A 24,780-nucleotide genomic window follows, 5' to 3' on the forward strand; every position below is an offset into this window, starting at 1 on the left:
TGAAAATTAAAAATCCAATATATAAAATGTTTCCCTCTTTCTATGTATAGCTCTTAAATATTTTACTTTCAACTAGTTATAATAAATAAAAAAGCGACTCTGAATCAGAATCGCTTTTTTTAATTGTCTATTTAAGATTAGCGTTAAAACGCATAGCGTTGTGGACCACCACGTCTTATTTCCTCAGAAGCATAAGATTCAAACTTCTTAAAGTTCTCTCTGAACGCATTGGTTAATTTAAACGCCATCGTATAATAAGCCTTGTCATCATTCCATGTTTTTCTAGGACTCAACACTTCTGTTGGCACTCCTGGGCATGTTCTCGGTTGGGCAACTCCAAAAACAGAGTGGATATGATAGTCTTCGTATGTGTAATCACCAAGGTCTCCATTAAGAGCCGCATTGATCATAGCACGCGTATATTTTAGTTTCATACGTGTACCTACTCCATAAGGACCACCTGTCCAACCCGTATTTACCAACCATACATTTACACCTGCATCTTTCATCTTTTTACTTAGCATATCTGCATATTCTGTTGGATGCAATGGCATAAAAGGTGCTCCAAAGCAAGCCGAGAAACTCGGTACAGGCTCTACAACACCAGCTTCTGTACCAGCAACTTTAGCGGTATACCCGGAAATAAAGTGATAAGCCGCTTGTGAAGGAGTCAATTTAGAAATTGGAGGCAGTACTCCAAATGCATCAGCCGTTAAGAAAAATATATTCTTCGGGTTTTTCCCTATAGATGGGGTTTTAATATTTTCAATATGGTAAATAGGATAGCTTACTCTGGTATTCTGAGTTATTGACGTATCAGCAAAATCTACATTGCCCTTATCATCCATAATTACATTTTCGAGAATAGCACCCTTTTTAATGGCTCCGTAAATTTCTGGTTCTTGTTCTTGCGATAGGTTAATTACTTTAGCATAGCAACCACCTTCAAAATTAAACACCGTATTCTCGTTGGTCCAACCGTGTTCATCGTCACCAATTAAGCTACGATTGGCATCTGTTGATAAGGTTGTTTTTCCTGTCCCTGATAAACCAAAGAAAATAGCCGTATCACCATCCTTACCAACATTTGCACTACAGTGCATTGGTAACGTATTCTTAAATACAGGCAATTCAAAATTTAAAGCAGAAAAGATTCCCTTTTTAATTTCACCTGTATAGCCTGTACCTCCAATAATAGCCGTCTTTTTAGTAAAATTAAGAATGGCAAAATTGTGTTGACGTGTACCATCCTCTTCAGGTACAGCCATAAAACCTGGTGCGTTAATTACGGTCCATTCTGGAGAAAAATCCTGTAATTCTTCTTCCGTTGGGCGCAAAAACATATTATATGCAAACATATTACTCCAAGGATACTCATTGATCACTCGGATATTTGTTTTATAATTTGGGTCTGCACAGGCATAACTATCTCTAACATAAACCTCTTTACCCGACAAGTAATCAGTAATTTTATCGTAAAGTTTATCAAACTTCTCACTTTCAAAAGGGATATTGATATTTCCCCACCAAACTTTATCCTTGGTAATATCATCCTTTACTATAAAACGGTCTTGAGGCGAACGTCCTGTAAATTCACCTGTATTTACAGCTAGTGCACCAGAAGAGGCTTCAACACCTTGGCCTTTCGCTATAGTTTCGGCATGAAGTTGATCTGGAGTTAATTGGTAGTTAATTTTGGCATTTTTGATACCGTAATTGTCTAACGAAATCGTTTTCGTTTTTTGTGTATGGTTTACCATAATTTTTGTGTTGTTTAGGGTGCAAAATTATAACTTTATTTTAAAACTACACCTTAGATTACCATTAATCGACCTTATTTCTTATAATACCGATTAACATCACAATCCAAGCCAATATTAGCAATAACCCACCAATAGGAGTTATCATCGCAATTCTCTTAAAATCAAAGCTTGAGAGTTCGTTTGTAGCCAATCCGTAAATAGATCCTGAGAAGAAAATCACACCAATTATGACTAAATAAAATATCGTTTTTTTGCTTTTTAAACTCACAAAAGAAGTACCACCTAAAATCAGAAATAAAAATGCATGATACAATTGGTAACGCACACCTGTTTCAAAAGATTTAATGGCATCAGCATCAATCATTTTTTCTAAACCGTGGGCAGCAAAGGCTCCCAGTATTATTCCTAAAATCCCTAAAATTGAACCCGCTATTAATATCTTTTTGTTCATAAGTAAAATACCTTTTTGGTTTCTTTTTGCCTTCTGTATTTGTTACTTTCGTGCTTTACAAAATTAGTCATATAAACCCACTATGCGAAAGATTTTAATTATTGGTGCCGGAAAATCCTCATCATATCTCATAAAATATTTGTTAGACAAATCAGAAACGGAAAATCTTCAAATAACGGTTGGCGATCTCAACGTAGACAATGCTAAAAAACTTGTTGATGACCACCAGAATGCCAATATCATTCATTTAGATGTGTTTAATTCTGAATCTAGAATTGATGCCGTTAAGAACTCAGATATTGTAGTCTCCATGCTACCTGCACGTTTTCATATTGAAGTCGCTAAAGAATGTGTCACCTATAAAAAACACATGGTTACTGCTTCTTACGTTAGCAAGGAAATGCAGGAATTGGATGAAGATGTAAAAGCGAATAACCTCATTTTTATCAATGAAATTGGTGTTGATCCTGGTATTGACCACATGAGTGCCATGCAGGTCATTGATAAAATTAGGGATAAAGGCGGAAAAATGATTCTGTTTGAATCCTTTACTGGCGGATTGGTCGCTCCAGAAAGTGATAACAATCTTTGGAACTATAAATTTACTTGGAATCCTAGAAACGTTGTTGTTGCAGGACAAGGTGGTGCAGCGAAATTTTTGCAAGAAGACCAGTTTAAGTACATCCCTTACCACAGATTGTTTAGGCGAACAGAATTTCTCGAAGTTGATGGTTATGGCCGTTTTGAAGCTTATGCCAATAGAGATTCTCTAAAATATCAGAAAGTATATGGCTTAGACCATATTAAAACGCTATATCGTGGCACTATGCGACGTGTTGGTTTTAGTAGAGCTTGGAACGTGTTTGTGCAATTAGGTATGACAGATGACAGCTATACGATTGATGATAGTGCCAATATGAGTTATCGTGATTTTGTAAACTCATTTTTACCTTACAGCCCAACGGATTCTGTGGAATTAAAATTTAGACATGCTCTAAAGATTGACCAGGATGATATTGTCTGGGATAAATTTTTGGAACTCGATATTTTCAACTCTAAAAAGATGGTGGAACTCGATAAAGCCACACCTGCCCAAATTCTTCAAAAGATTTTGATGGATAGTTGGTCGCTTGATGCTGATGATAAAGATATGATTGTGATGTACCATAAATTTGGTTATGAACTCAATGGAGAAAAGCATCAAATTGATTCTACTATGGTAGCTCTTGGTGAGGACCAAACCTATACAGCGATGTCTAAAACCGTAGGTTTACCAGTAGCTATGGCAACAATGGCTGTTTTAAATGGAAAGATAACCACGCCTGGTGTTCAAATTCCGATTTCTAAAGAAGTTTATTCTCCAATTCTTGAAGAATTAGAAACTTATGGTATAAAGTTTAATGAAAAAGAAGTGCCTTACTTAGGTTATAATCCTTTAAATGTTTGAACTGAAGTTTTAATCTGAAATCGTTTTCTTATTTTTAACTTTTAAATTATAAGAATAAGATTTCCGTTTTCTCGGAAATGAAAACAAGTTTTAAATGAAGATTAACGACAAAGGCATTTACATTGATGGTATTGACAAAAAGATACTTAGAGCATTAATGCAAGATGCCAGAACTCCAATTCTCGAAATTGCGCGCCAAGTTGGTATTTCGGGAGCTGCCATACATCAACGGCTTAAAAAACTTGAGAAATCCGGTCTTCTGGCTGGTTCTAAGTTTATAATCAACCCAAAAGTTCTGGGTTATACGACCATGGCTTTTGTAGGTGTATATCTAGATAAAGCCGTCAGTAATCCTGAAGCAGTAAAACAATTACAAAAAATCCCTGAAGTTATTGAATGCCACTACACTACTGGCCATTGGAGTATCTTTATAAAAATACTTTCAAAAGACAATGAGCATCTAATGCATGTACTGAATTCTGAAATACAAAGTATAAAAGGGGTTTCTAGAACCGAAACCTTTATCTCCTTACAGCAACAAATTAACAGACAGATAAAGATTTAAAACAAAAAAAAATGCAACCTTTTTCAGGTTGCATTTTTCTTTGCATTGATATTAATTACTAACTTAAAATCATTGCTTTATTACACGAACTGTTTTAATAGTATTTGCTACTGACACTTCAACGAAATAAGCTCCAGAATCTAATCTAGACATATCTAAATTCCTTGTTGCAGCATTTGGTGTTTCTGTCAATACCATTTGACCTAACATATTAAATACCCTCACCTTAGAAATTACTTGTTGCGAATTTAAAGTCAACATATTCTTAACCGGATTAGGATAATAACTAAACGGAATATCATCAAATGTAGGTGTAGATAATGTTGCGTCCGTTACCATGATATTAAATGTGCCTTCAATTCTCGTTGTAGGACTTGATGGAGGCGCTACACCATCACTCCAAACTCTTATATAATATGTTGCGCCATCAACTAATCCAGTTACTGTTACTAATTCACCTCCATTACCTGCAGAACAAGCAACGATATCAGCATCTAATTGAGAGCAGTCTAATGTCGAGTATACAGCAACATTCGCTTGGTCAGAATCTCCGGTAATTTCAGTATTCACCAAAACTTCACCTGAAGCTGGAGCTGTAAACGTATACCAGACATCAGATTTAAATGTAAAAGGATCACATGTTGTGTCATCAGCGGTACCAGTTGTATCATCTGTTGCGCCAGCAGTTGTTTCTCCATTTAATGTAACACCTAAGCTAAGTGGTGTTGCATTGACACACAAATCGTTGCCTGGAGCTGGCACATTAGGAATACAAGTTACTGACATATCATAATTACCATTGTTTCCACTAAATCCTTCAATCATAATATAATACGTGGTATTTGGCTGTGCCGTAAAAGTTACTTCAGACTGATTGCCAGGACAGTTGTCAGAATCGTCATTACCTGCTATTTGGTTGGTCTGTGGACAGTCATCAAACACTCTTACGAACGTGTCATAGTCAGAGTTGCATAAGGATAATGTTACATCTTGTAAAACGGTATCTGTAAACGAGTAAAATACATCATTTGAGGTATTATTACCACTGTCCGTTGCATTAACCGTTGAACCTGTTACGGTATCACCACAAGATACCGCTATAGCACTAGTACATTCGTCATTGACAGCCGCAGGTGCACACGTCACAGACATCTCATAGTTTCCATTATTGGCACCAAATCCTTCAATCATTAAATAATAGGTTGTATTTGCCGTGGCTAAAAATGTGACTTCAGATTGTGTTCCACAACTATCATCATTTCCTGCTATTTCATTGGTTTGTGGACAATCGTCAAACACCCTTATGTATGAGTCATAATCTGAATTACAAAGGCTAAGTGTGACAAACTGATCAACAGTATCCGTGAAAGAATAAAATACATCATTTGAAGTATTACTACCACTGTCCGTTGCATCAACAGTTGAACCAGTTACAGTATCACCACAAGCGACTGAAATAGCTCCAGTACATTCATCATTTACTGGAGGTGGTGGGCAAGTATCTGATATACCTCCTAAATCAACATCACAAGAGGCATCACTACCATGTTGCAATGTAAAGTTCACTGGAGTCCCAGTTGGATAAGGCCCTAAATTAATTGTTCCTGTTGCCGCTACTGGTGTCGTAGTTGTTCCATCAAAAATGGACGGACTACCATTACCTAAATCGGTAACTTCTATATCTACAAAAAATTCATCTGCCGTACAATCTTGACTCGCAAAAATTGCACTTCCTACAGGTGATGCACATGTGTCTACAATGTCTACACCAATATTATGGAAGCCTATATCATTAAGATCGTCACCACCTTGTCCAAAAATTTTAAAACTTGAAATATTAGTAGCATTAGCTATGTTAGAAATTACCATAGTACCTGCTCCTAATGGGTAATTTGTATATGGCGTAATGTCTTCATTATCCTGGTTTTGCAATAATATATCAACAGCTTCTAAAGTATCGTAATCCATCACTTTTAAAGTGAAGTTGGTAGGGTAGCCATTCTTTGTAATGGTTAAAACATATGGGTCGAAAGGGTCAGTTGCACTATGGAAAAACACGAGATCTCCTCCACCTAGATTGTCAAGTTCTTCATTACCAGGATGTGCCACGGTTAACACATATGTATCTGAGCCAACAACAATTGTTTCAGTAATATTAGTACCATCATCGACTGCAGTATCAATTGTAAAAAGTACTTCAGAACAAGTATCTGCAATCGTCGGCAGGCTTACATCGCAAGAAGCATCACTTCCATGAAGTAAAACTGGGTTTACGGGAGTGCCTACAGGATATGGTCCTACAGAGAAAGTTCCCGTAGAAGATATAGGAAAGTTGTCCTCACCATCAAAATACGATGGGCTTCCGTTACCTAAATCCGTTATGGTTACATCAATTTCAAATGTACCAGCGTTACAGTCTTGTGCGCCTATAACTGCGGTACCGACTGGTGATTGACATGGTGGAGGACAGGTGTCTGAAACACTTCCTAAATCAACATCGCAAGAGTCATCACTACCATGCACTAATGTAAAGTTTACTGGTGTGCCTATTGGATAAGGCCCTAAACTAAATGTGCCTGTTGAAGTAATAGGATACGTTGTTGTACCATCAAGCAATGAAGGGCTACCACTTCCTAAATCTGTTATATCTACCTCAACAAAAAATTCGCCAGATGTACAGTTTTGACTAAAAAAAACAACTGTTCCTGCTGGTGGTGAACATGAATTTACAATATCTAAATTGACGTTATGAAATCCAAAATCATTAAGATCATCACTATCCGTTGGGTTAATATTTATTTGAGAAATACCTAAACCATTAGCAGGGTTAGTAATTGTTAAAGTCCCTGCGCCTAAAGGATAAAGTGTAGGATCGGAAATAAAGTCGCCATCTTGGTTTGTTAGTGAGATAGTTCCCTCTCCTAAAGTGTCGTAATCAATACTGTTAAGATTGAAATTAACAGGGTTTCCGTTTTTTGTGACAGATAACATGTGTGGATTTAACGGATCAATAGCACTATGATAAAATACGAGATCGCCACCTCCAAGATTATCAAGTTCTTCATTTCCTGAATGAAAAACAGTTAAAACATAGGTGTCGGGTCCAACAGAAATCGTTTCTGTTATCGATGTCCCGTTATCAACTGCAGTGTCAATAGTGAAGTTTAGGTTCTGAGCTTTTACTGAGTAGCTCAACAGTAATAACAAACAACAAAACAAACAGTTTTGTAAGATTGTTTTTTTTAAAATGTAATTTTTTTTCATGGTTAATAGCTTTTAAATTTAAGTTAAGGCACCATATAAAACCCATATAGTACCTTAACTTTCAATTAATTAAAATTTTAACTTCTAGATGGATAAACACCCTCCAAAGCAATGATATAATTAATACCAGTATATGGTTGCATATTATTGTGTGCTTGTCCACCTCCTGTTTGGCCAACAGAAACAGAGTCCGCTGCCATTTTAGCATTTTTGCCAGTAGCATATGCACCGCCTTCCGCGTTGTATGCGTTCGTTGGATCTGGTCCTGCAGAACCGCCTCTAGGTATTGGGCTTACCGCCTCTATTGTACCTGTATGGTTATGAGCAGGTAGTTGCTGCACATTTAGTGTTACTTGAGCTTCACCACCTATTGAACCTAACTTTATATTTGGCTGCCCTGGACCTTGTCCAAAACCAACAGCAACTCTACTTCTTAAATCTGGTAAAGCGAAAGTCGTTCTTCCATCACCACCATAGGTAGTTCCTAATAATGAAAATAGTGCCTGGTATTGTGCGATTGAAAGCATTTGCCCATGGCAGAATGCCCATCCTCTTGGGGCAAAAGTGCCGCCAAACATTAAAATTTGTCCCATAAATTGATCCATAATAGTCTAATTTTTACTGATTAATAGACTACAAATGTGGCTTTAATCTCTTAAAATTTTAACCGCACAATCACGGTGACTAAAAAACACGTAGAAATACCTGTTTTTAGGCATGGCCCTTATTTATAGATGTTTTATAGTTAACTTTAACCATTAACTATTAATTAAATTATTTCATTATGGATTCTAATTTATCAACTCTTACTATCCCTGTTAAACAAGCTAAAGACTGGGCTAAAGAATGGCAAACAGCTAACACTAATTGTGCTAAAGCATTTTTAATACCAGCATCTGACTTAATTGCTATGCTCACGGAAATGGGAGTAGTAACCAAAGATGCAAAGACTGGCACACTGACTGTAGGCTCAACAGTAGATCAAGGTATAAGAGCCTACGTAGGTATAAACCCAGATAACAAAAAACGTGGTATGGCAGAAGGTTACGGTAATGGCCTCTTTCTAGTAGGCACTGAAGATGTTAAAGGTGTGCATAAAGACATTGTTGAAGGTAATACAGGTGTTGACTTGAGTAAAATGGTGGGTACTGGAGTTTATGATTTTATTAGACCATGCCCAAGTAATTGCGACATAACAAGCCCTCTATACGATCCAAAGTAATCCATAATGGTCAAAATTGATGATTACTTTGAATATATCGGTATTGCTCTCATCTTAATTAATGCTTGTCTATACTTATGGAGCTACATTAATAGTAAAAATGTAGCTCTATTCTTTTTAGCTTTGTATTTAGTAACATCTGCATTTGTAGTTGTAATAAGCTCTTACTTAGGAAATAAAGGTGAAGCTAATTTACACTACTCACATATCTATTTTATTACTCAATTTATCTTCCTATCTCTTTTTTATAGAACTTTGCTCAACCAAAATCAAAAAAAAGGAATTGATATTATCATACTCTTAGTTCTACTTACATTAGCAATTCAATATTTTAATAAACCCTATTTAATATCTCAATTCAACCTCTTAGAAATTTTCATCACTTCAGTTCCTTTAATTATTTATTCAATAATGCATCTCTATAATTCATTGAGCAAAAAGGGAGAGTTTATGCTCATAAACGCAGGAGTATTAATTTATCTTACCACGAGTACTTTAATTTTTATTCTAGGAGATTACCTTTCTGAATTTAAAAATAACACCATTACAAAAATATGGATGATAAATAAGATTTTATACGTAATATATTTAGTATTAATTTTAGTGGAATGGAAGAAGCTCAATTTGCCACGCAAGAGCAAATCATAGGTGCTCTTGTTTATAGTATCATTTTTTTAGTCCTAGTTACTTTAGGGCTGGTTTTGTTTTTCTACTACACACGACAAAAAATCATTGAAAAAGAAGTTGAAAAGGTTAATATTAAACTAGATCATCAAAAGAAAATATTGCAGACCACCATTAAGGTACAAGAAAAGGAGCGCAACCGTATTGCGCAAGATTTGCACGATGCCATTAGCTCTAAACTCAATGTGGTAAGCCTAACTACCAATGTATTAATTGAAGATGATACCGTAGGTAAAACCCATAAAGAAGCCTTAAAGCATATCCTTGATATTACAACACGCACCTTGGAAAGCTCTAGAAAAATAGCGCACGAGCTTATGCCACCAATCTTGGATAAATTTGGACTCAAAGTAGCATTGGAAGAACTCTTTGAAGAATTTACCTCTAATACCTCAATACGCATTGACCACAGCATCGATTCTATTGAGAACCTAGACAAAACCAATGCGTTGCATATCTTTAGAATAACACAAGAGTTAATCAACAATGCTTTAGTTCATGGTAAAGCTGACCAACTAAAAATGGAACTTAAAAAAGAAAAACAAGGTTTTGTTTTGGTATTTAAGGATAATGGGAAAGGTTTTAACATTAGTGAACACAATAAAAAATCTGGTATAGGTTTACAAAATATAAAGAGCAGAGTTGCCATTTTAAACGGAAAACTATTTGTAGAAAGCTCTAAGAAAGCTGGAAGCACCTTCACCATAAACTGTGAATCTTATGGATACTAAAATCACTATAGCTATAGCCGATGACGAATTGTTATTTAGGCAAGGGCTTATCTCAATTTTAAGCAAAGAACAAAACTTAGAGATTCTCTTTGATGCCGAAAACGGTAATCATCTTATGGAGCAATTAAGAACTGCTGAAACATTGCCCGAAATTGTTATCACCGATTTAAAAATGCCAGGATTAAATGGTGTAGAAACGACAAAATTGATTCGAAAAGAATTTCCTGATATTAAAATCATTGCACTGACAAGCTACTTTAGCAAACCTTTTATTATTAATATGATTTCTATAGGAGCCGTCGCTTATTTGGCAAAAAACAGTACACCAAAGTTAATGCTTACCACCATTAACGAAGTATCTGAAAAAGGCTTTTATTATGATGAGCAGGTAATGCGTTTTATACATGAAGGCTTAATAAACAAAGACGACAAAATTAAAAAGTCGAGTTTTGACACCAACTACTTTACAAGCCGTGAAAAAGAAGTTTTAGAACTTATTTGCAAACAATACACCACCAACGAGATTGGTGAAAAGCTATTCATTAGTCCAAGAACCGTTGATGGTCACCGTAACAATCTATTGCTAAAAACAGAATCTAAAAATGTAGCGGGTTTGGTGGTTTATGCCATTCAGAATAAGTTGGTGACTATAGATGAGCAATTTTAATAAAAAAAGCCCTGATTTCTCAGAGCTTTAATTTTATAAGGTTTTAGTCTTAATCTCTACCTCCAAACACCTGAAGTGCCCAGTACAATAGCGAAGCTAATGCACCTATAGCTGCAACCAAATACGTTCTGGCTGCCCATTTTAAAGCGTCTTCTGAGCCTTTATACTCTTCTGGTGTTACCATGTTTTTTGCCTTTAACCAAGCTAATGCTCTATTACTCGCATCGTATTCCACTGGTAAGGTGATAAAGCTAAACAGCGTTGCGAAGGCCATAAAAACCAAGCCTGCAACAGCTACCCAATAGCCTAATCCAACACCGGCTGCGGCACCCAAAACAAGTCCACCAATAACTAACCACTGAGACATGCCAGAAGTAACACTCACAATTGGCACAAGCGCAGATCGCATACCTAATGCACTATAAGCTTGTGCATGCTGTACGGCATGCCCAACTTCATGTGCAGCAACTGCAGCAGCAGCCGCGTTACGTTGATTATAAACAGGTTCACTTAGGTTTACTGTTTTATTTTTTGGGTTGTAATGATCTGTTAATTGCCCTGCGGTAGAAATTACCTCAACATCATAGATACCATTATCTGCCAACATCTTTTCAGCAATTTCTCTTCCGCTCATTCCATTGCGTAATTGCACTTTAGAATATTTGGCAAACTTTCTTTTTAATTGATTACTAACAAGCCAACTTACAAGTGTAATGCCGCCAATTAGTATCCAATACCCTATTCCTATTCCTCCCATAGTTTTATATTTTTTTAAAATGTAAATTTAGTAAATGAATAGCAAATAGTGCGCCAAACTAAAGTTAAGAAATTATGTCAGTTTTATTGGTTTACATGGCATCAACTGTCCAGTTGAAGGCTTCTGCAATTTCTTCATATACAATCTTGCCTTTTACAATATTAAGACCTTTTCTTAGGGATGCATCCTTGGCACAAGCGACTTCCCAACCTTGATTTGCCAATCTAAGTACGTATGGTAACGTAACGTTGGTTAATGCAAGCGTAGAAGTGTAAGGCACTGCACCTGGCATATTGGCAACACAATAGTGCACAACATCATCTATAATATAAGTCGGGTTTTCATGTGTTGTTGGTTTGGATGTTTCAATACAACCACCTTGATCCACGGCAACATCAACTAAAACGGTTCCAGGTCGCATCTCCTTTAACATATCTTTTGAGATTAACTTTGGAGCTTTTGCGCCTTTTAGCAAAACACCTCCAATAATTAAATCGTGGTCTTTAATTCGTTTTCTAATATTGTATTCGCTAGAAAATTCAGTAACGACATGACTTGGCATCACATCATTAACATAGCGCAATTGTTTCATATTAATATCCATAATGGTAACATGTGCACCTAAACCTGCTGCCATCTTCGCAGCCTGGATTCCAACCACACCTGCACCTAATACCAATACTTTTCCAGGTGGTACTCCTGGTACTCCGCCTAACAGAACTCCACGGCCTTTTATCGGTTTCTCGAGGTATTTTGCTCCTTGTTGGATGGCCATTCGACCAGCTAATTCAGACATTGGTGTTAATAATGGTAAGCTGCCATCTTCGTCTTCTACAGTTTCGTAAGCGATACATACCGCTTCACTTTTTAGCATGGCTTTTGTCAATGGCTCGCTTGATGCAAAATGGAAATAGGTAAATACCACGTGGTGTGACTTAATTAAAGGATATTCCTCTGCAATAGGCTCCTTCACTTTTACAATCATTTCCGCAGCACCGTAAACACCTTCAATAGTATCTAAAACTATGGCTCCAACCTCTTTATAGTCCTCGTCAAAAAATCCGCTTCCGAAGCCAGCGTCTTTTTGTACATAAACGGTGTGATTGTTTTTGATAAGTTCGTAAACTCCGGCTGGTGTCATACCAACACGGCTTTCATTGTTCTTGATTTCTTTTGGGACTCCAATTTTCATGATAATTGATTTTGAGGTTAATAGCGTTATGAAATACTATTAAAAATTTCAACTATCCAAATTTGAGTGGAATTCTGAACGTATTTTTATGGAATTATTATTTTGAAGTCCTTATTTTAAAGAATTAACAATAACTAACACGTTTTCAAACAAATACAGCAATAGACGAATGCATTAAAGTTTCGATGAAGTGAAAATCGGAAAGTCATTTGTATTTGGTTACCAAAGTATAACGCTATCCCACAATATTTACAATCTTACCAGGAACCACAATTACCTTTTTAGGTGTGCGACCATCTAATTGGGCTTTGGTTTTGTCATTTGCCATTACTGCAGCTTCAATTTCGTCCTTAGATAAATCCAACGGTAACTCCATAGTAAAACGCATTTTACCGTTAAATGAAATCGGATATTCTTTACTACTTTCTACCAAGTACTTTTCCTCAAATTTTGGGAAAGGTGCTGTAGAAATCGATTCTGAATGCCCTAATTTTTCCCAGAGTTCCTCAGCAATATGTGGAGCGTAAGGTGAAATTAAAACCAATAGAGGCTCTAGTATTTCCTTACTTGTACACTTCTGTGCAGTTAACTCGTTAACAGCAATCATAAAGGTTGAAACCGATGTATTGAAAGAGAAGTTCTCAATATCTTCCTCTACTTTTTTTATGGTTTTATGTAAAGTCTTTAAGTTGTCCTTAGTTGGCTCGGTATCATTGACATTTAAGCCGTCTTCACCAACATACAATTTCCAAAGTTTTTTAAGGAAACCGTGTACACCTGTTATACCAGCTGTATTCCAAGGTTTGTATTGCTCTAATGGTCCAAGGAACATTTCGTAGAGTCTTAGGCTGTCTGCTCCGTAATCTTCGCAAATACTATCTGGATTTACCACGTTGTATTTGGATTTTGACATTTTTTCGACATCGCGACCTACTTTATATACATCGTTATTACCGTCAATAATTTCCCCATTTTCCCCAATAAATACTGCGTTCTCATGTTCAGGACGCCATTTTCTAAATGCATTGACATCTAATTCATCTGAACTATTTACGAAAGATACATCAGCATGAGATATTTGCATATGACTAAGATTGGTATTTATCCAAATGTCACCATTATCTATTTTATCCATTAAAGCCTTAAACTTTTCATACTTTTCACCTTCTGAAATACATGAATCAACAAATTTTTTCCAACGATCTTTTACTATAAAACTTATGTTTTCATTTTGGATTTTACCATCCTTAATTTGCCCTTTAGAAACAAAAAAAATAACACCACCTAGAGGTATTGTCCCATCATCATCTGAAAAAACAGGCGCGGCTCTATAAACAAAAGCACTCGTCCCCAATATCATCCCTTGGTTAATCAATTTTTTAGCAAACTCATCAACAGGCACTAAACCTTTATCGAACATAAACTTTTGCCAAAAGCGTGCGTAGAGTAAATGCCCTGTGGCATGCTCGCTTCCACCAATGTATAAGTCCACTTGCTCCCAATAATTGATGGCTTCTTGCGAAAAGATTTCCTCATCATTATGCGGATCCATATAGCGGTTAAAGTACTGTGAGCTACCTGCCCAACCTGGCATGGTATTCAACTCTAATGGAAACACGGTTTTGTGATCTATTCTATCGTTATCTACAACGGTGTTAGATGCAGTATCCCAAGCCCATTTTGTAGCGTTACCTAAAGGTGGCTCGCCTGTTTCGGTTGGTAAGTATTTTTCAACTTCTGGAAGAGTTAATGGCAGATGTTCTGTGTCTATCATCTGTGGCATGCCATCCACATAATATACAGGGAACGGTTCGCCCCAATATCGCTGTCTTGAAAAAACCGCATCACGCAACCTATAATTGGTTTTTCCTTCACCTTGACCTATTTGCTCTAACTCATAAATGGCGCGTTTAGTTGCTTTTTTATAGGTCATTCCGTTTAAGAAATCGCTATTGGTGATGATGGTTTTTTCTTTATCTGCAAAAGCTTCTTCAGAAATATCCACTCCTTCAAAAATATTAGGAATAGCGATACCAAAATGCTTGGCAAAATCATAATCGCGTTGATCACCACATGGTACTGACATCACAGCTCCTGTGCCGTAGCTTGCTAATACGTAATCACCGATCCAAATCGGAATCGGTTCTTTAGTAAAAGGATGCTCGGCATAAGCTCCCGTAAACACACCAGAAATGGTTTTTACATCTGCCATACGGTCGCGTTCGCTACGTTTTGCAGTAGCTTCAACATAGGCTTCAACCTCAGCTTTTTGTTCTGGAGTTGTGATTTGTGATACGAGTTCGTGTTCTGGAGCTAGTGTCATAAATGACACTCCGAAGATGGTGTCAGGACGCGTAGTGAAAACATCAATAACCGGATTTTCAGAGGTGGCAGATTGCTTCCCACTTCGTTCCTCGTGGTTCGCAATGACATTAAACGAGACACTTGCTCCAACCGATTTACCAATCCAGTTGCGTTGTATGTCTTTTAGGGCGTCCGTCCAATCGATAGTTTCTAAGCCTTGAAGTAATCGTTCTGCATAGGCAGAAATACGCATACTCCATTGCGTCATCTTTTTTCTAATGACTGGATGACCACCACGCTCTGAAACACCATTTACGATTTCGTCATTCGCTAATACCGTTCCTAATGCTGGACACCAGTTCACTTCGGTTTCTGCTAAATAGGTCAGTCTGTATTTTAATAGAATTTCTTGTTTTTCAACATCTGAATAGGCTTTCCATACTTCAGCAGTAAAGGTTTCCACGTCATCATCACAAGCTGCTTTTACGTTTGTATTTCCTTCAGCATTAAACTTTTCTATTAAGGTATCAATAGATTCTGCTTTATTGGAATCATAGTTGTACCACGACTCAAACAACTGAATAAAAATCCATTGTGTCCATTTGTAATAGTTAGGGTCTGAGGTACGCACTTCTCTACTCCAATCAAAAGAAAATCCGATTTGATCTAATTGACGACGGTAGGTTTTTATATTTTCTTCCGTGGTAATACGAGGATGCTGACCAGTTTGTATAGCATATTGCTCAGCAGGTAAGCCAAAAGAATCGTAACCTTGCGGATGCAACACATTGAATCCTTTATGGCGTTTATAGCGCGCATAAATATCACTGGCAATGTAACCTAACGGATGCCCAACATGCAAACCTGCTCCACTTGGATAAGGGAACATGTCTAATACATAATATTTAGGTTTGTCTGAATGGTTTTCAGCCTTAAAGGTTTGGTTTTTTGCCCAGTAGTCTTGCCACTTTTTTTCAATGTCGTTGAAATTGTATCGCATCACAGTTTTTCCTTGAAATAAGGTGCAAATTTAAACTTTACTTGTCAAATAGCCTATAAGTTACAGAAGTTATTAAGTTGAAAAAGCACCTAAAATAAAGGTCCTTTTTGGTATATATGACATAACTGATTTAGAATTTATATCCTAAAGACAATTGAAATACGCTGTTCTTAATATCTGGATTTTCTGCGACCGTAGAAATACCAAAATTATAACGTGCCTGCACAAAAATATCTGAGCTGATGTTATAACCTAAGCCTACATTGGCACCGATATCAAAACTTTCGGCATCTGTATCTTCATCTGGCAAATCGCTGTCTATATACTCGCCTTTGTCATTCACCAAAAAAGAGAATTGTGGGCCAACTTCTATACTAAAGTCATCAGCCAAATAGTATTTTGCCATTATAGGAATAGCCAAATAATCTAATTTAATCTTCACAACATCTTGAGCTTCTGAACCTTGTCTAGAATATAAAAGTTCTGGCTGAAGTGAAAATCGTTCGTTTAAGGAAATTTCGGAAACGGCACCAACATGAAAGCCTATTAAGCTATTTCTGTCGGCATCTCCTCCAGAGAAATTTGAAACGTTGAGTCCTGCTTTAGCTCCAAAAGTAACGTCTTGGGCATTGGTGTGTTGGGTAAATCCGATAGCGGTAAATGCTATGGCAAAGAGTAGTTTTTTCATAATTGATTTGATTTTAAATTTATAGTTCAGGATTTTTCAACAACTATGCCATTAACCAATTGAAAACGCTAAAATTTTTCAGAAAAACAAAATCGACTTTATAGTTTTTTGACTACAAAATAGTTACTGAATACATTTATTTTTTAGACCAATTTCCATTATTCTACAACACAATAAAAAACTAAACGTTGTAATAACATCAATAAAATAAAGCTTTAGAACTCATTGTAGTTTTCGGAATTTTTAAAAGTTTCCCGTTTTAACGGGAATGACAATTTTAATGTTATCAAAAGACTGACATCTTTTGAAGTTTTATTGTCATTGTTTTTTATTTTTACGCAATTAATCCTATTCATATGGCATCATCTTTTGACAAATACCAAAAGCGAAAATTAATTTCATCCTACATCTCCGTAGTGATAAGTATTGCTTTGGTTTTGTTTCTTTTAGGTTGCTTGGGTTTATTGGTGATAAACTCCAAGAAAGTGGCCGATCATTTTAAGGAGCAGGTAGTCATGACCATCTATCTCAACGATACTGCCAAGGAGGTTGAAGTCAACCAACTAAAGAAAAGTTTGGCCATGGCAGATTATACCAAGGAAGCAAAATATGTGTCTAAGGAAGAAGCTGCAGAACTGATGAAAGCTGAAACTGGTGAGGACTTTATGGATTTTGTGGGTTACAATCCTTTAAAAAATTCTATTGATGTTTACCTAAAAGCTGATTTTGTCACTACTGAACAATTGACAGAAATTACCGAAAGCCTTTCTAACAAAACCTTTATAGAAGAAATAAGATACGATAACGACTTGGTAGAACTGATGAATGATAACGTAAAGAAAATATCGTTTTGGGTTTTGGTCATCAGCGGGCTATTTACGCTCATTGCCGTGTTGTTGATTAACAGCTCCATTAGATTAGCCGTTTACTCTAAGCGTTTTATCATTAAAACGATGCAAATGGTTGGCGCCACCAAGAGTTTTATCCGCAGGCCTTTTGTTTGGAAGAGTGTTCAACTTGGAATCATCGGAGCTATTGTGGCGTTGATAGGCATGGCAGTAGTATTGTATTATTTAGATATAACGTTTCCAGAATTAGAGCTATTAAGAAACACCGTAATGATTGTTGCACTGTTTGTTGGTGTTTTCTTGTTGGGTGTCATTATTACCTGGATCAGTACTTTTATAGCTACACAACGCTTTTTGAATTTGAAGACAGATCAGTTGTATTATTAGCTGTTAGGAAATAAATTATTTTTAATCTCGTTAAGGTTTTAAACCATCCTATATGAGCCGTCCAGTTAGAAACCTCCTCATTATTTTGGTTATAGTAGTACTCTTACCGCTATTGTTTTTCAAGTCTTGTGTGATTTACAATCCAAAAGCCAAAAATTGTGAAATAGTGACTGTAAAAATCACTGCACTCAGAGCCGGACCAACCTATGACATTCAATTTAAAACCGATAAAGGCAAAACGTATTACATCAACCGAGGGATAGAATCTGGTCTAAATTTAGATTCTCTTAACGCAAAAGTTTTAAATAAAACCGTTACTTTGCACTTACCAAAAATGATTTATGGGCCTTCTAAGCACATAGCGCAATTGGCTATTGAAGACCATATCCTTTATACAGAATTTGATAACTGATGGGAGAAAAAAAACGTAAAGAACAGTCTAAAACTGAATTCATCTTCGGGAAGAAGAACTACAAGTTTATGCTTATAGGATTGGCATGTATTGTTATCGGCTTTATCCTTATGGCTGGTGGTGGCAGTGATGACCCAAATGTTTTTGACCCATCAATCTTTAGCTGGAGACGTATTCGTCTGGCACCAACACTTGTTTTAATCGGTTTTGGCATTCAGGTATATGCTATACTTTTAAACCCGAATAAAGGCTCAAAAAAATAACATTCTTTTTACTTACTTTTGACGCACATCAAAACACGATGTGATACTTTTACCTCATGGAGATTTTAGATGCGGTCATTTTAGGAATTATTCAAGGCCTTACAGAGTTTTTGCCAGTATCGTCCAGTGGACACTTAGAACTTGGTAAAGCTATTCTAGGCAGCAAATCCTTACCTCAAGAAAGTTTATTGTTTACCGTAATTCTACATTTTGCAACCGCTTTAAGTACCATCGTTATCTTTAGAAAGGACGTTGTCGAAATATTGAGTGGCCTTTTTAAAGGTATCACTACATTAACTTGGACTGAAGAGACGAAATTTTCTGCTAAAATCATTATTTCAATGCTACCTGCTGTTATCATTGGTTATAGATACGAACGTGTTTTTGAAGAACTTTTCGGTAACAATATTCTACTGGTAGGCTGCATGCTTATTGTTACAGCTGTACTCTTATTCCTAGCGGATAGAGCAAAGCGAACACATAAAAAAGTAGGTTTACTCGATGCCTTAATCATTGGTGTTGCACAAGGTATAGCCATGTTACCAGGTATTTCGCGCTCTGGCGCAACGATTTCTACTTCGGTATTATTGGGAATTGATAAAACCAAAGCGGCACGGTTTTCATTCTTAATGGTTATTCCACTGATCTTTGGAAAAATTGCCAAGGATGTTTTAGAAGGCCAGATTGATTATACTAGTACTAATTTCACTTATTTAAGTGTTGGTTTTATTGCTGCATTTATATCTGGTTTATTTGCTTGTACTTGGATGATAAAGCTCGTTAAGCAAAGTAAATTGACCTACTTTGCTATTTACTGTGTTATTGTTGGTATTATTGCGATAATCTGGACGATATTCTTTAAATGAAAACACTAGACGATTTCAAAAACGGTCAAATCCTACTGATTGATAAGCCACTAACCTGGACGTCTTTTCAGGCTGTTAACAAGTTGCGCTGGGCTATTAAACAAGCTTTTTCCATTAAAAAAATAAAAGTTGGACATGCTGGGACATTAGATCCCTTAGCAACGGGATTATTGGTAATCTGTACAGGTAAAATGACCAAGCAAATCAATACTTTTCAAGGTCAGGAAAAAGAATATACTGGGACTTTTGTTTTAGGGAGCACTACTCCATCCTATGATTTGGAAACTGAAATAGATGCGACTTTCCCTACGGCACATATTTCTGAAGACCTCATCCACGAGACCACCAAACAATTTATTGGTAAAATTGAGCAGTTTCCTCCGGTTTTTTCTGCCATTAAGAAAGATGGGAAGCGTTTGTATGAATTTGCCAGAGCTGGCGAAGCGGTTGAAATTAAATCACGACAAGTCGAAATCACTGAGTTTGAAATCACTGAAATTAAAGGTTCAGAACTAAATTTTAGAGTGGTTTGTAGCAAAGGCACCTACATTCGTTCTTTGGCGCACGACTTCGGAAAAGCATTAAATTCTGGTGCACATTTGTCTGAGTTACGACGAACACGTATTGGTGAATTTAAGGTTGAAAATGCCTTGAGTCCAGAGGATTTTATTGCCTCACTTCCCAAGAAAATATGATTTAACAAGGGTTTATGATACCTATCTAAACTTTTTCATTGTTATATTCGTATATCTAAATACTAGAAATTTAAACCACATTTGAAGCTAATTGAACAATATAAAGCCGCTATAATCACGTTTCTTATTACAGGAACTGTGGTTCTCGCTATGTTCAGTATTCAACTAAAACAACAAGGAGATCTCATTACCGAAAGCTATTATGAGTTAGAACCAGAGCCAGAACTACCTGAGGAAAAGCTAACTGAACAAGAACTTGAAAATTTTGAAGATCCTAACGCACCTTCTACCAATAAAGCGTTTAACGAAGACCAGGAATACAAGGACATGATGCGTAACTTTAAAACCGTCAGTTCTAATGATTTTGAACGCACCACGAAAGCTTTGGAAGAAGCTAAAGCCAATGAAGTATTAGAAGAAAATAGTGTAAACAAGTCTTATGCTAACAATAACGCTTATGCTCTAAACTCGGATGAAACCGAATCTTACAAAAAGCTACAGGAAGAGCTTAATAAACGTTTAGAAAACAAAAAAACAGCTGACGAACATGCCAAAAGCAAAAGTACGCTAACCTACTCCTTAATTGGCAGAGTGATGCAAGCCTATGACATTCCACGCTACTTGTGCGAAAAAGGCGGTAGAATAGTGGTTAATATTGAGGTAAATGGAAAAGGTAAAGTAACAGATGCATCAATTAACGGATCTTCTAGCTCCAGAAATCAATGCTTAATAGAACATGCTTTGGAGTATGCTAAGGATGTTAGATTTGACTCCTCCAGTAAAACGAAGCAAATTGGTACTATTACGTTTCGATTTAGAGGGAAAAATTAGGTTAATAACTTCAACAAATCTTCAATTGTTGATTGCCCCTTATCCTTATTGTACCAACGCTGTAAATCTTCTTTAAATTCTGGTGTTAACATTCCGTGTTCTTTTTTGTAAGCCTGTACCATTTCAGTAGCTACTGACGGTCTTGCTCCAAAGGTATCAAGCACTTCTTTAGATTCATTATCAATCATAATAAGTTTAGGGATTGCTCGCGCACCATTGGTTAAGAATAGATCCATCAATTCCACATTATCATCACGCAATACAATTCTGTAATCAATATTGTCATTTAGCTCAGCTACTTTATGGATTACTGGCATAATATGCGCTGCATCACCACACCAGCTCTCAGTAATCACTAACCAAGTTACTTTGTTGCCAAAGCTTTTGATCTTGGTTTTTGCTTCGTTAGATAGCTTAACCGTTTTATCCCAGCGTTTCATGCGTCTGTCATTTAGCATGGTATAGTTAATTAAGGCTTCTGTTTTTTCGTTTCCAGTAGTAGAATGTTTCTGCACTAATTCAGCAACGAGTGCTCTATATTGAGGATAAGAAATACTTTTTTTAAGGCTTTTTGAAATAATTTCGTTGACCACTGATAATTCATTTACTTTCATATTGCAAATTTAAGGCTGACTTGCCATATTTTATGTGACAGTTGTTACCTTAGTATGAAATAAACAGAAAACTTACAATGAATAAACGGCGACGAATATTTTTTATCATTCAAATAGTCTGTTTAATTGGATGGATTATTGCATTAATTATTGAAAGGCTTCATTATTTTGAAGGTTATCCGACAAACCGTTCTAATTTTTATGGTTGGTTTAGGATTCTTTTCGTTATTGTTTCATTTATTACAACATTAATTTATTACTTAGAAAAAAAACAAAATGGAAAAGCATAGATGCGGTTGGTGCGTTGGTGATCCACTTTATGAAGCTTATCATGATGAAGAATGGGGAGTTCCAGTTTATGATGACGATACGCTATTTGAGTTTTTAACCTTAGAGACCTTTCAAGCAGGTTTAAGTTGGATTACCGTTTTAAGAAAGCGTGAAAATTTCAGGAAGGCTTTTGATAATTTTAATTACAAGAAAATAGCCAAGTACCAACAGCCTAAAGTTGATGAACTACTTCAAGATAAAGGTATTATAAGAAACAAACTGAAAGTAAACGCTACGGTTACCAATGCCCAGGCATTTATGAAAATTCAAGATGAATTTGGTTCATTTTCAAAATACATATGGGACTTTGTAGATGGTAAACCCATTAAAAATAGTTTTAAGGACTACAAAAACGCTCCAGCCAATACACCTCTAAGTGATAAAATAAGTAAGGATTTAAAAAAGCGTGGCTTCAAGTTTGTGGGCACTACAGTTGTTTATGCGCACATGCAAGCTACAGGCATGGTGAATGACCATGAAGTATCTTGTTTTAGATATAATGAGGTCTAAAGGTATTTCAGAAATTCTTGCCTCAAAATATGCTTTCCTCCTAAACTTTCTAGATGTTTGGTGTGCAATTGGCAATCGATTAATTTATAGTCAGAATTCTGAACAAAGGTTATAAATCCGACCTTACTGGCATTACTCACTTTAGCGAACATGCTTTCTCCACAGAAGACATCATTTCCTAAGTCCACACCATACAAACCACCAACCAATTCATCGTTTTGCCACACTTCTACAGACTTTGCATAACCCAATTGGTGCAATTTTTTATAAGCCTCTATCATATCCTTGGTTATCCAAGTCCCTAACTGTCCTTTTCTTTTTGTATTGGAACATTGAGCGATTACAGCATTGAAATCTTTGTTCACAGTAACACTAAAAAGATTCTTTTTAAGTACTTGTCGCGTACTCTTTGACACTTTTAAATCTTTAGGAAAAAGCACAAATCTTGGGTCTGGTGACCACCAAAGCAGTGGTTCTTCAGCTTCAAACCAAGGGAAGATACCATGGGAATATGCATGTATCAATCGTTCTGTAGATAAATCACCACCAATGGCCAATAACCCATCTGCAGAGGCTTTTGAAACATCGGGAAATTCTATTTTTTGTGTCAAAAAGTGCATAAAATATGCTTTTAAGCGATTTTTTACTGTTAAATAAGGATTTGTGTTTTGATAGTATAAGAATTTTATAGATATTTGGCTCGACCTTTATGTAATAAATTTTTGTTCATCATTGCTTTTTTTTAAGTTTGTTTGTAAAGGTCAAAACCTAAAACCACAATACTAAGTCCCAACTAACCATTGGGACTTTTTCATTTTAAAACAAAAAAGACTCGTTTCAAGAGAAACAAGTCTTTTTTATAATCATTGCGTTTTTTTAATTAAAACGGTAAATCATCATGATCGTCTTCATTTAAATCACTCACTGGCTCAAAAGCTTCAGTTGGTGGTACTGGTGGCATATCACCACTTGCCGCTTCTGGCTGTAAAGCTTCAATTCTCCACCCTTGTATAGAGTTAAAGTATTTTGTTTCTCCTTGAGGATTTACCCACTCACGGCCTCTTAGGTTAATGTTAATTTTAACCTGTTGTCCTACTTGGAAATTGTTCAATAAGTCCGTCTTATCCTGGACAAATTCCACCATAATATGTTGTGGATATTGCTCTTCTGTTGTTACTACAACTTCTCTTTTTCTAAATCCGTTACTTCCAAAAGTTTGGGTCTCTCCAATCATCTTAATACGTCCTTGTACTTCCATTTTTGCTTAATCTATAATTATTTTATGTTTATTTTCTTTGAGTTTACGAAAGTAATAACTTCCATGCACTTTCTACGTCTCCATAACTCAAATAATTTTGAGCTAATTTATGCTTTCTTCTATGTGAGGCTGTTTTAATTTCGGGATAGCGCTCACTTATATTTGCAATAAATTTTGTTACTTCCTCTTTGTTTGGCAAAGTTTCTACATTAGCCAACATGCCTAGGTTATTCCCTGTTAAAATCATACTATTTCTAACATCTTCTGGTAATGCATCAACACCAATTCCCATAGTTCTCAATGGTTTTGGAATTTCGAAAAAGCCTCGTTTTGCCCTGCTGTAATAACTGCCACCAGCTCTCGCTACTAAATCCAATGCTTCTTGATTTATAGTACTATCGGCATTCATAACTTCATCTGATATATGAAGTTTAACCACTTCGCATATTATCAAATTTCCTGCACCACCTTCAGTACCTAAATTAACAATCTCATTGACCTTACATTCAAACTGTACCGGAGATTCTGCTACTCTAAAAGGTTTCACTTTATCGGAAGGCAACATAGTTAATCCTGCTTTTTCAAACTCATTGATATCCTTAGGGTACTCGGTACTGCTCAATGACATTTGATGTACAATATCATAGTTAACAACATTAATGACCACTTCTTTTACCGCTTCAACATTTTCCAAGGTATGCTTTGTGGTATTATCCCTAACACGTCGCGCAGGAGAAAATATCATTATTGGTGGATTGGCACTAAAGACATTAAAGAAACTAAATGGCGATAAATTTGGATTGCCATTAGCATCAATAGTACTTGCAAACGCAATAGGTCTTGGCGCTACAGCACTCAACAAATAACCGTGTAATCTGCCTGTAGAAAGGTCTTTGGGATCAAAAGATAGCATGCAGTCAACTGATTTTCAACAAATATAATTATATTGGTTCGCTGATGAAAGTGTTTGGCATGTATATCAGTACAATATTATCAACAGTTTTACATTATATTAAAAAGAAATTGCACTA

The 24,780-nt window shown here is 36.2% G+C and carries 24 protein-coding genes; 12 read left to right on the plus strand and 12 right to left on the minus strand.

What is annotated here, in order from left to right; genetic code table 11:
* Positions 1–143: 143 nt before the first annotated feature.
* A complete protein-coding gene (pckA, locus tag ACQ65V_RS03610; RefSeq protein WP_430466906.1) occupies positions 144–1,760 on the minus strand; it encodes a phosphoenolpyruvate carboxykinase (ATP) in 1,617 nt (538 codons plus the stop codon).
* Positions 1,761–1,824: 64 nt separating this feature from the next.
* The gene (locus ACQ65V_RS03615; protein ID WP_430466907.1) at positions 1,825–2,214 is read right to left on the minus strand and encodes a DUF423 domain-containing protein; all 390 of its coding nucleotides are present in this window, start codon (positions 2,212–2,214) and stop codon (positions 1,825–1,827) included.
* Positions 2,215–2,296: 82 nt separating this feature from the next.
* Between ACQ65V_RS03615 and ACQ65V_RS03620 the strand changes: the two genes are divergently transcribed.
* Positions 2,297–3,661 carry a saccharopine dehydrogenase family protein gene (locus tag ACQ65V_RS03620; protein ID WP_430466908.1) on the plus strand — a complete coding sequence of 455 codons (1,365 nt, stop codon included), beginning with the start codon at positions 2,297–2,299 and terminating at the stop codon, positions 3,659–3,661.
* A 94-nt stretch (positions 3,662–3,755) separates the two neighbouring features.
* Complete coding sequence (locus tag ACQ65V_RS03625) at positions 3,756–4,226, plus strand: Lrp/AsnC ligand binding domain-containing protein (protein ID WP_430466909.1); 471 nt, start codon at positions 3,756–3,758, stop codon at positions 4,224–4,226.
* Positions 4,227–4,295: 69 nt separating this feature from the next.
* Here the strand turns inward: ACQ65V_RS03625 and ACQ65V_RS03630 are convergent, their stop codons facing one another.
* The gene (locus tag ACQ65V_RS03630) at positions 4,296–7,490 is read right to left on the minus strand and encodes a T9SS type A sorting domain-containing protein (RefSeq protein ID WP_430466910.1); all 3,195 of its coding nucleotides are present in this window, start codon (positions 7,488–7,490) and stop codon (positions 4,296–4,298) included.
* Between the two features lie 77 nt (positions 7,491–7,567).
* Complete coding sequence (locus ACQ65V_RS03635; protein WP_273292023.1) at positions 7,568–8,095, minus strand: phage tail protein; 528 nt, start codon at positions 8,093–8,095, stop codon at positions 7,568–7,570.
* Between the two features lie 179 nt (positions 8,096–8,274).
* Between ACQ65V_RS03635 and ACQ65V_RS03640 the strand changes: the two genes are divergently transcribed.
* From ACQ65V_RS03640 to ACQ65V_RS03650, 3 genes are all read left to right on the plus strand, one after another.
* Positions 8,275–8,712, plus strand: a complete 438-nt coding sequence (locus ACQ65V_RS03640; protein WP_430466911.1) for a hypothetical protein — start codon at positions 8,275–8,277, stop codon at positions 8,710–8,712.
* 608 nt (positions 8,713–9,320) lie between these two features.
* Positions 9,321–10,127, plus strand: coding sequence for a sensor histidine kinase (locus ACQ65V_RS03645; RefSeq protein WP_430466912.1), 807 nt, complete (start codon positions 9,321–9,323; stop codon positions 10,125–10,127).
* Positions 10,117–10,794: a response regulator gene (locus tag ACQ65V_RS03650; RefSeq protein ID WP_430466913.1), complete on the plus strand. Its 678-nt coding sequence runs from the start codon at positions 10,117–10,119 to the stop codon at positions 10,792–10,794. Before ACQ65V_RS03645 ends, ACQ65V_RS03650 begins: the two co-directional genes overlap by 11 nt.
* 49 nt (positions 10,795–10,843) lie before the next feature.
* On the opposite strand, the gene ACQ65V_RS03655 is transcribed toward ACQ65V_RS03650, so the two are convergent.
* The 4 genes from ACQ65V_RS03655 to ACQ65V_RS03670 all read right to left on the minus strand — a co-directional run bounded on the left by ACQ65V_RS03655 (position 10,844) and on the right by ACQ65V_RS03670 (position 16,735).
* Positions 10,844–11,551 carry a zinc metallopeptidase gene (locus ACQ65V_RS03655; protein ID WP_155088132.1) on the minus strand — a complete coding sequence of 236 codons (708 nt, stop codon included), beginning with the start codon at positions 11,549–11,551 and terminating at the stop codon, positions 10,844–10,846.
* Between the two features lie 91 nt (positions 11,552–11,642).
* A complete protein-coding gene (gene ald, locus ACQ65V_RS03660; protein WP_430466914.1) occupies positions 11,643–12,743 on the minus strand; it encodes an alanine dehydrogenase in 1,101 nt (366 codons plus the stop codon).
* Between the two features lie 235 nt (positions 12,744–12,978).
* Entirely contained in the window at positions 12,979–16,047 is a 3,069-nt protein-coding gene (locus ACQ65V_RS03665; RefSeq protein WP_430466915.1) for a leucine--tRNA ligase, read from the minus strand.
* A gap of 130 nt (positions 16,048–16,177) precedes the next feature.
* On the minus strand, positions 16,178–16,735 hold the full coding sequence (locus tag ACQ65V_RS03670) for a porin family protein (protein WP_430466916.1): 558 nt from the start codon (positions 16,733–16,735) through the stop codon (positions 16,178–16,180).
* Positions 16,736–17,091: 356 nt separating this feature from the next.
* Here ACQ65V_RS03670 and ACQ65V_RS03675 point away from each other — a divergent pair, with 356 nt between their 5' ends.
* From ACQ65V_RS03675 to ACQ65V_RS03700, 6 genes are all read left to right on the plus strand, one after another.
* Positions 17,092–17,970: a cell division protein FtsX gene (locus ACQ65V_RS03675; RefSeq protein ID WP_430466917.1), complete on the plus strand. Its 879-nt coding sequence runs from the start codon at positions 17,092–17,094 to the stop codon at positions 17,968–17,970.
* Positions 17,971–18,022: 52 nt separating this feature from the next.
* Positions 18,023–18,382, plus strand: a complete 360-nt coding sequence (locus tag ACQ65V_RS03680) for a hypothetical protein (protein ID WP_430466918.1) — start codon at positions 18,023–18,025, stop codon at positions 18,380–18,382.
* A complete protein-coding gene (locus ACQ65V_RS03685) occupies positions 18,382–18,645 on the plus strand; it encodes a DUF3098 domain-containing protein (RefSeq protein ID WP_273292040.1) in 264 nt (87 codons plus the stop codon). Before ACQ65V_RS03680 ends, ACQ65V_RS03685 begins: the two co-directional genes overlap by 1 nt.
* Before the next feature lie 56 nt (positions 18,646–18,701).
* Positions 18,702–19,511: an undecaprenyl-diphosphate phosphatase gene (locus tag ACQ65V_RS03690; RefSeq protein WP_155088126.1), complete on the plus strand. Its 810-nt coding sequence runs from the start codon at positions 18,702–18,704 to the stop codon at positions 19,509–19,511.
* Positions 19,508–20,206 (plus strand): tRNA pseudouridine(55) synthase TruB, encoded by a 699-nt coding sequence (gene truB, locus ACQ65V_RS03695; protein WP_430466919.1) that lies wholly within the window; start codon positions 19,508–19,510, stop codon positions 20,204–20,206. The genes ACQ65V_RS03690 and truB overlap by 4 nt, the downstream gene beginning before the upstream one ends.
* Positions 20,207–20,287: 81 nt before the next feature.
* A complete protein-coding gene (locus ACQ65V_RS03700) occupies positions 20,288–21,037 on the plus strand; it encodes an energy transducer TonB family protein (protein ID WP_430466920.1) in 750 nt (249 codons plus the stop codon).
* Here the strand turns inward: ACQ65V_RS03700 and ACQ65V_RS03705 are convergent.
* Positions 21,034–21,651 carry a thioredoxin family protein gene (locus ACQ65V_RS03705; protein WP_430466921.1) on the minus strand — a complete coding sequence of 206 codons (618 nt, stop codon included), beginning with the start codon at positions 21,649–21,651 and terminating at the stop codon, positions 21,034–21,036. The two genes, ACQ65V_RS03700 and ACQ65V_RS03705, sit on opposite strands and share 4 nt — an antisense overlap.
* A 276-nt stretch (positions 21,652–21,927) precedes the next feature.
* Between ACQ65V_RS03705 and ACQ65V_RS03710 the strand changes: the two genes are divergently transcribed.
* Positions 21,928–22,491 carry a DNA-3-methyladenine glycosylase I gene (locus ACQ65V_RS03710; protein WP_430466922.1) on the plus strand — a complete coding sequence of 188 codons (564 nt, stop codon included), beginning with the start codon at positions 21,928–21,930 and terminating at the stop codon, positions 22,489–22,491.
* On the opposite strand, the gene aat is transcribed toward ACQ65V_RS03710, so the two are convergent.
* The 3 genes from aat to ACQ65V_RS03725 all read right to left on the minus strand — a co-directional run bounded on the left by aat (position 22,488) and on the right by ACQ65V_RS03725 (position 24,662).
* On the minus strand, positions 22,488–23,111 hold the full coding sequence (gene aat, locus ACQ65V_RS03715; RefSeq protein ID WP_430466923.1) for a leucyl/phenylalanyl-tRNA--protein transferase: 624 nt from the start codon (positions 23,109–23,111) through the stop codon (positions 22,488–22,490). The two genes, ACQ65V_RS03710 and aat, sit on opposite strands and share 4 nt — an antisense overlap.
* A gap of 260 nt (positions 23,112–23,371) precedes the next feature.
* Positions 23,372–23,749 carry a DUF3127 domain-containing protein gene (locus ACQ65V_RS03720; protein ID WP_155088120.1) on the minus strand — a complete coding sequence of 126 codons (378 nt, stop codon included), beginning with the start codon at positions 23,747–23,749 and terminating at the stop codon, positions 23,372–23,374.
* A gap of 43 nt (positions 23,750–23,792) precedes the next feature.
* A complete protein-coding gene (locus tag ACQ65V_RS03725; protein ID WP_430466924.1) occupies positions 23,793–24,662 on the minus strand; it encodes a flavin reductase family protein in 870 nt (289 codons plus the stop codon).
* Positions 24,663–24,780 lie beyond the last annotated feature (118 nt).

Source organism: Winogradskyella ouciana, assembly GCF_965284585.1.
GTDB classification, from domain to species: Bacteria; Bacteroidota; Bacteroidia; order Flavobacteriales; family Flavobacteriaceae; genus Winogradskyella; species Winogradskyella ouciana.

Coding starts and splice junctions, on each gene's coding strand:
- pckA (WP_430466906.1), bottom strand. CDS start 1,760: ATGGTAAACCATACACAAAAAACGAAAACGATTTCGTTAGACAATTAC.
- ACQ65V_RS03615 (WP_430466907.1), bottom strand. CDS start 2,214: ATGAACAAAAAGATATTAATAGCGGGTTCAATTTTAGGGATTTTAGGA.
- ACQ65V_RS03620 (WP_430466908.1), top strand. CDS start 2,297: ATGCGAAAGATTTTAATTATTGGTGCCGGAAAATCCTCATCATATCTC.
- ACQ65V_RS03625 (WP_430466909.1), top strand. CDS start 3,756: ATGAAGATTAACGACAAAGGCATTTACATTGATGGTATTGACAAAAAG.
- ACQ65V_RS03630 (WP_430466910.1), bottom strand. CDS start 7,490: ATGAAAAAAAATTACATTTTAAAAAAAACAATCTTACAAAACTGTTTG.
- ACQ65V_RS03635 (WP_273292023.1), bottom strand. CDS start 8,095: ATGGATCAATTTATGGGACAAATTTTAATGTTTGGCGGCACTTTTGCC.
- ACQ65V_RS03640 (WP_430466911.1), top strand. CDS start 8,275: ATGGATTCTAATTTATCAACTCTTACTATCCCTGTTAAACAAGCTAAA.
- ACQ65V_RS03645 (WP_430466912.1), top strand. CDS start 9,321: ATGGAAGAAGCTCAATTTGCCACGCAAGAGCAAATCATAGGTGCTCTT.
- ACQ65V_RS03650 (WP_430466913.1), top strand. CDS start 10,117: ATGGATACTAAAATCACTATAGCTATAGCCGATGACGAATTGTTATTT.
- ACQ65V_RS03655 (WP_155088132.1), bottom strand. CDS start 11,551: ATGGGAGGAATAGGAATAGGGTATTGGATACTAATTGGCGGCATTACA.
- ald (WP_430466914.1), bottom strand. CDS start 12,743: ATGAAAATTGGAGTCCCAAAAGAAATCAAGAACAATGAAAGCCGTGTT.
- ACQ65V_RS03665 (WP_430466915.1), bottom strand. CDS start 16,047: ATGCGATACAATTTCAACGACATTGAAAAAAAGTGGCAAGACTACTGG.
- ACQ65V_RS03670 (WP_430466916.1), bottom strand. CDS start 16,735: ATGAAAAAACTACTCTTTGCCATAGCATTTACCGCTATCGGATTTACC.
- ACQ65V_RS03675 (WP_430466917.1), top strand. CDS start 17,092: ATGGCATCATCTTTTGACAAATACCAAAAGCGAAAATTAATTTCATCC.
- ACQ65V_RS03680 (WP_430466918.1), top strand. CDS start 18,023: ATGAGCCGTCCAGTTAGAAACCTCCTCATTATTTTGGTTATAGTAGTA.
- ACQ65V_RS03685 (WP_273292040.1), top strand. CDS start 18,382: ATGGGAGAAAAAAAACGTAAAGAACAGTCTAAAACTGAATTCATCTTC.
- ACQ65V_RS03690 (WP_155088126.1), top strand. CDS start 18,702: ATGGAGATTTTAGATGCGGTCATTTTAGGAATTATTCAAGGCCTTACA.
- truB (WP_430466919.1), top strand. CDS start 19,508: ATGAAAACACTAGACGATTTCAAAAACGGTCAAATCCTACTGATTGAT.
- ACQ65V_RS03705 (WP_430466921.1), bottom strand. CDS start 21,651: ATGAAAGTAAATGAATTATCAGTGGTCAACGAAATTATTTCAAAAAGC.
- ACQ65V_RS03710 (WP_430466922.1), top strand. CDS start 21,928: ATGGAAAAGCATAGATGCGGTTGGTGCGTTGGTGATCCACTTTATGAA.
- aat (WP_430466923.1), bottom strand. CDS start 23,111: ATGCACTTTTTGACACAAAAAATAGAATTTCCCGATGTTTCAAAAGCC.
- ACQ65V_RS03720 (WP_155088120.1), bottom strand. CDS start 23,749: ATGGAAGTACAAGGACGTATTAAGATGATTGGAGAGACCCAAACTTTT.
- ACQ65V_RS03725 (WP_430466924.1), bottom strand. CDS start 24,662: ATGCTATCTTTTGATCCCAAAGACCTTTCTACAGGCAGATTACACGGT.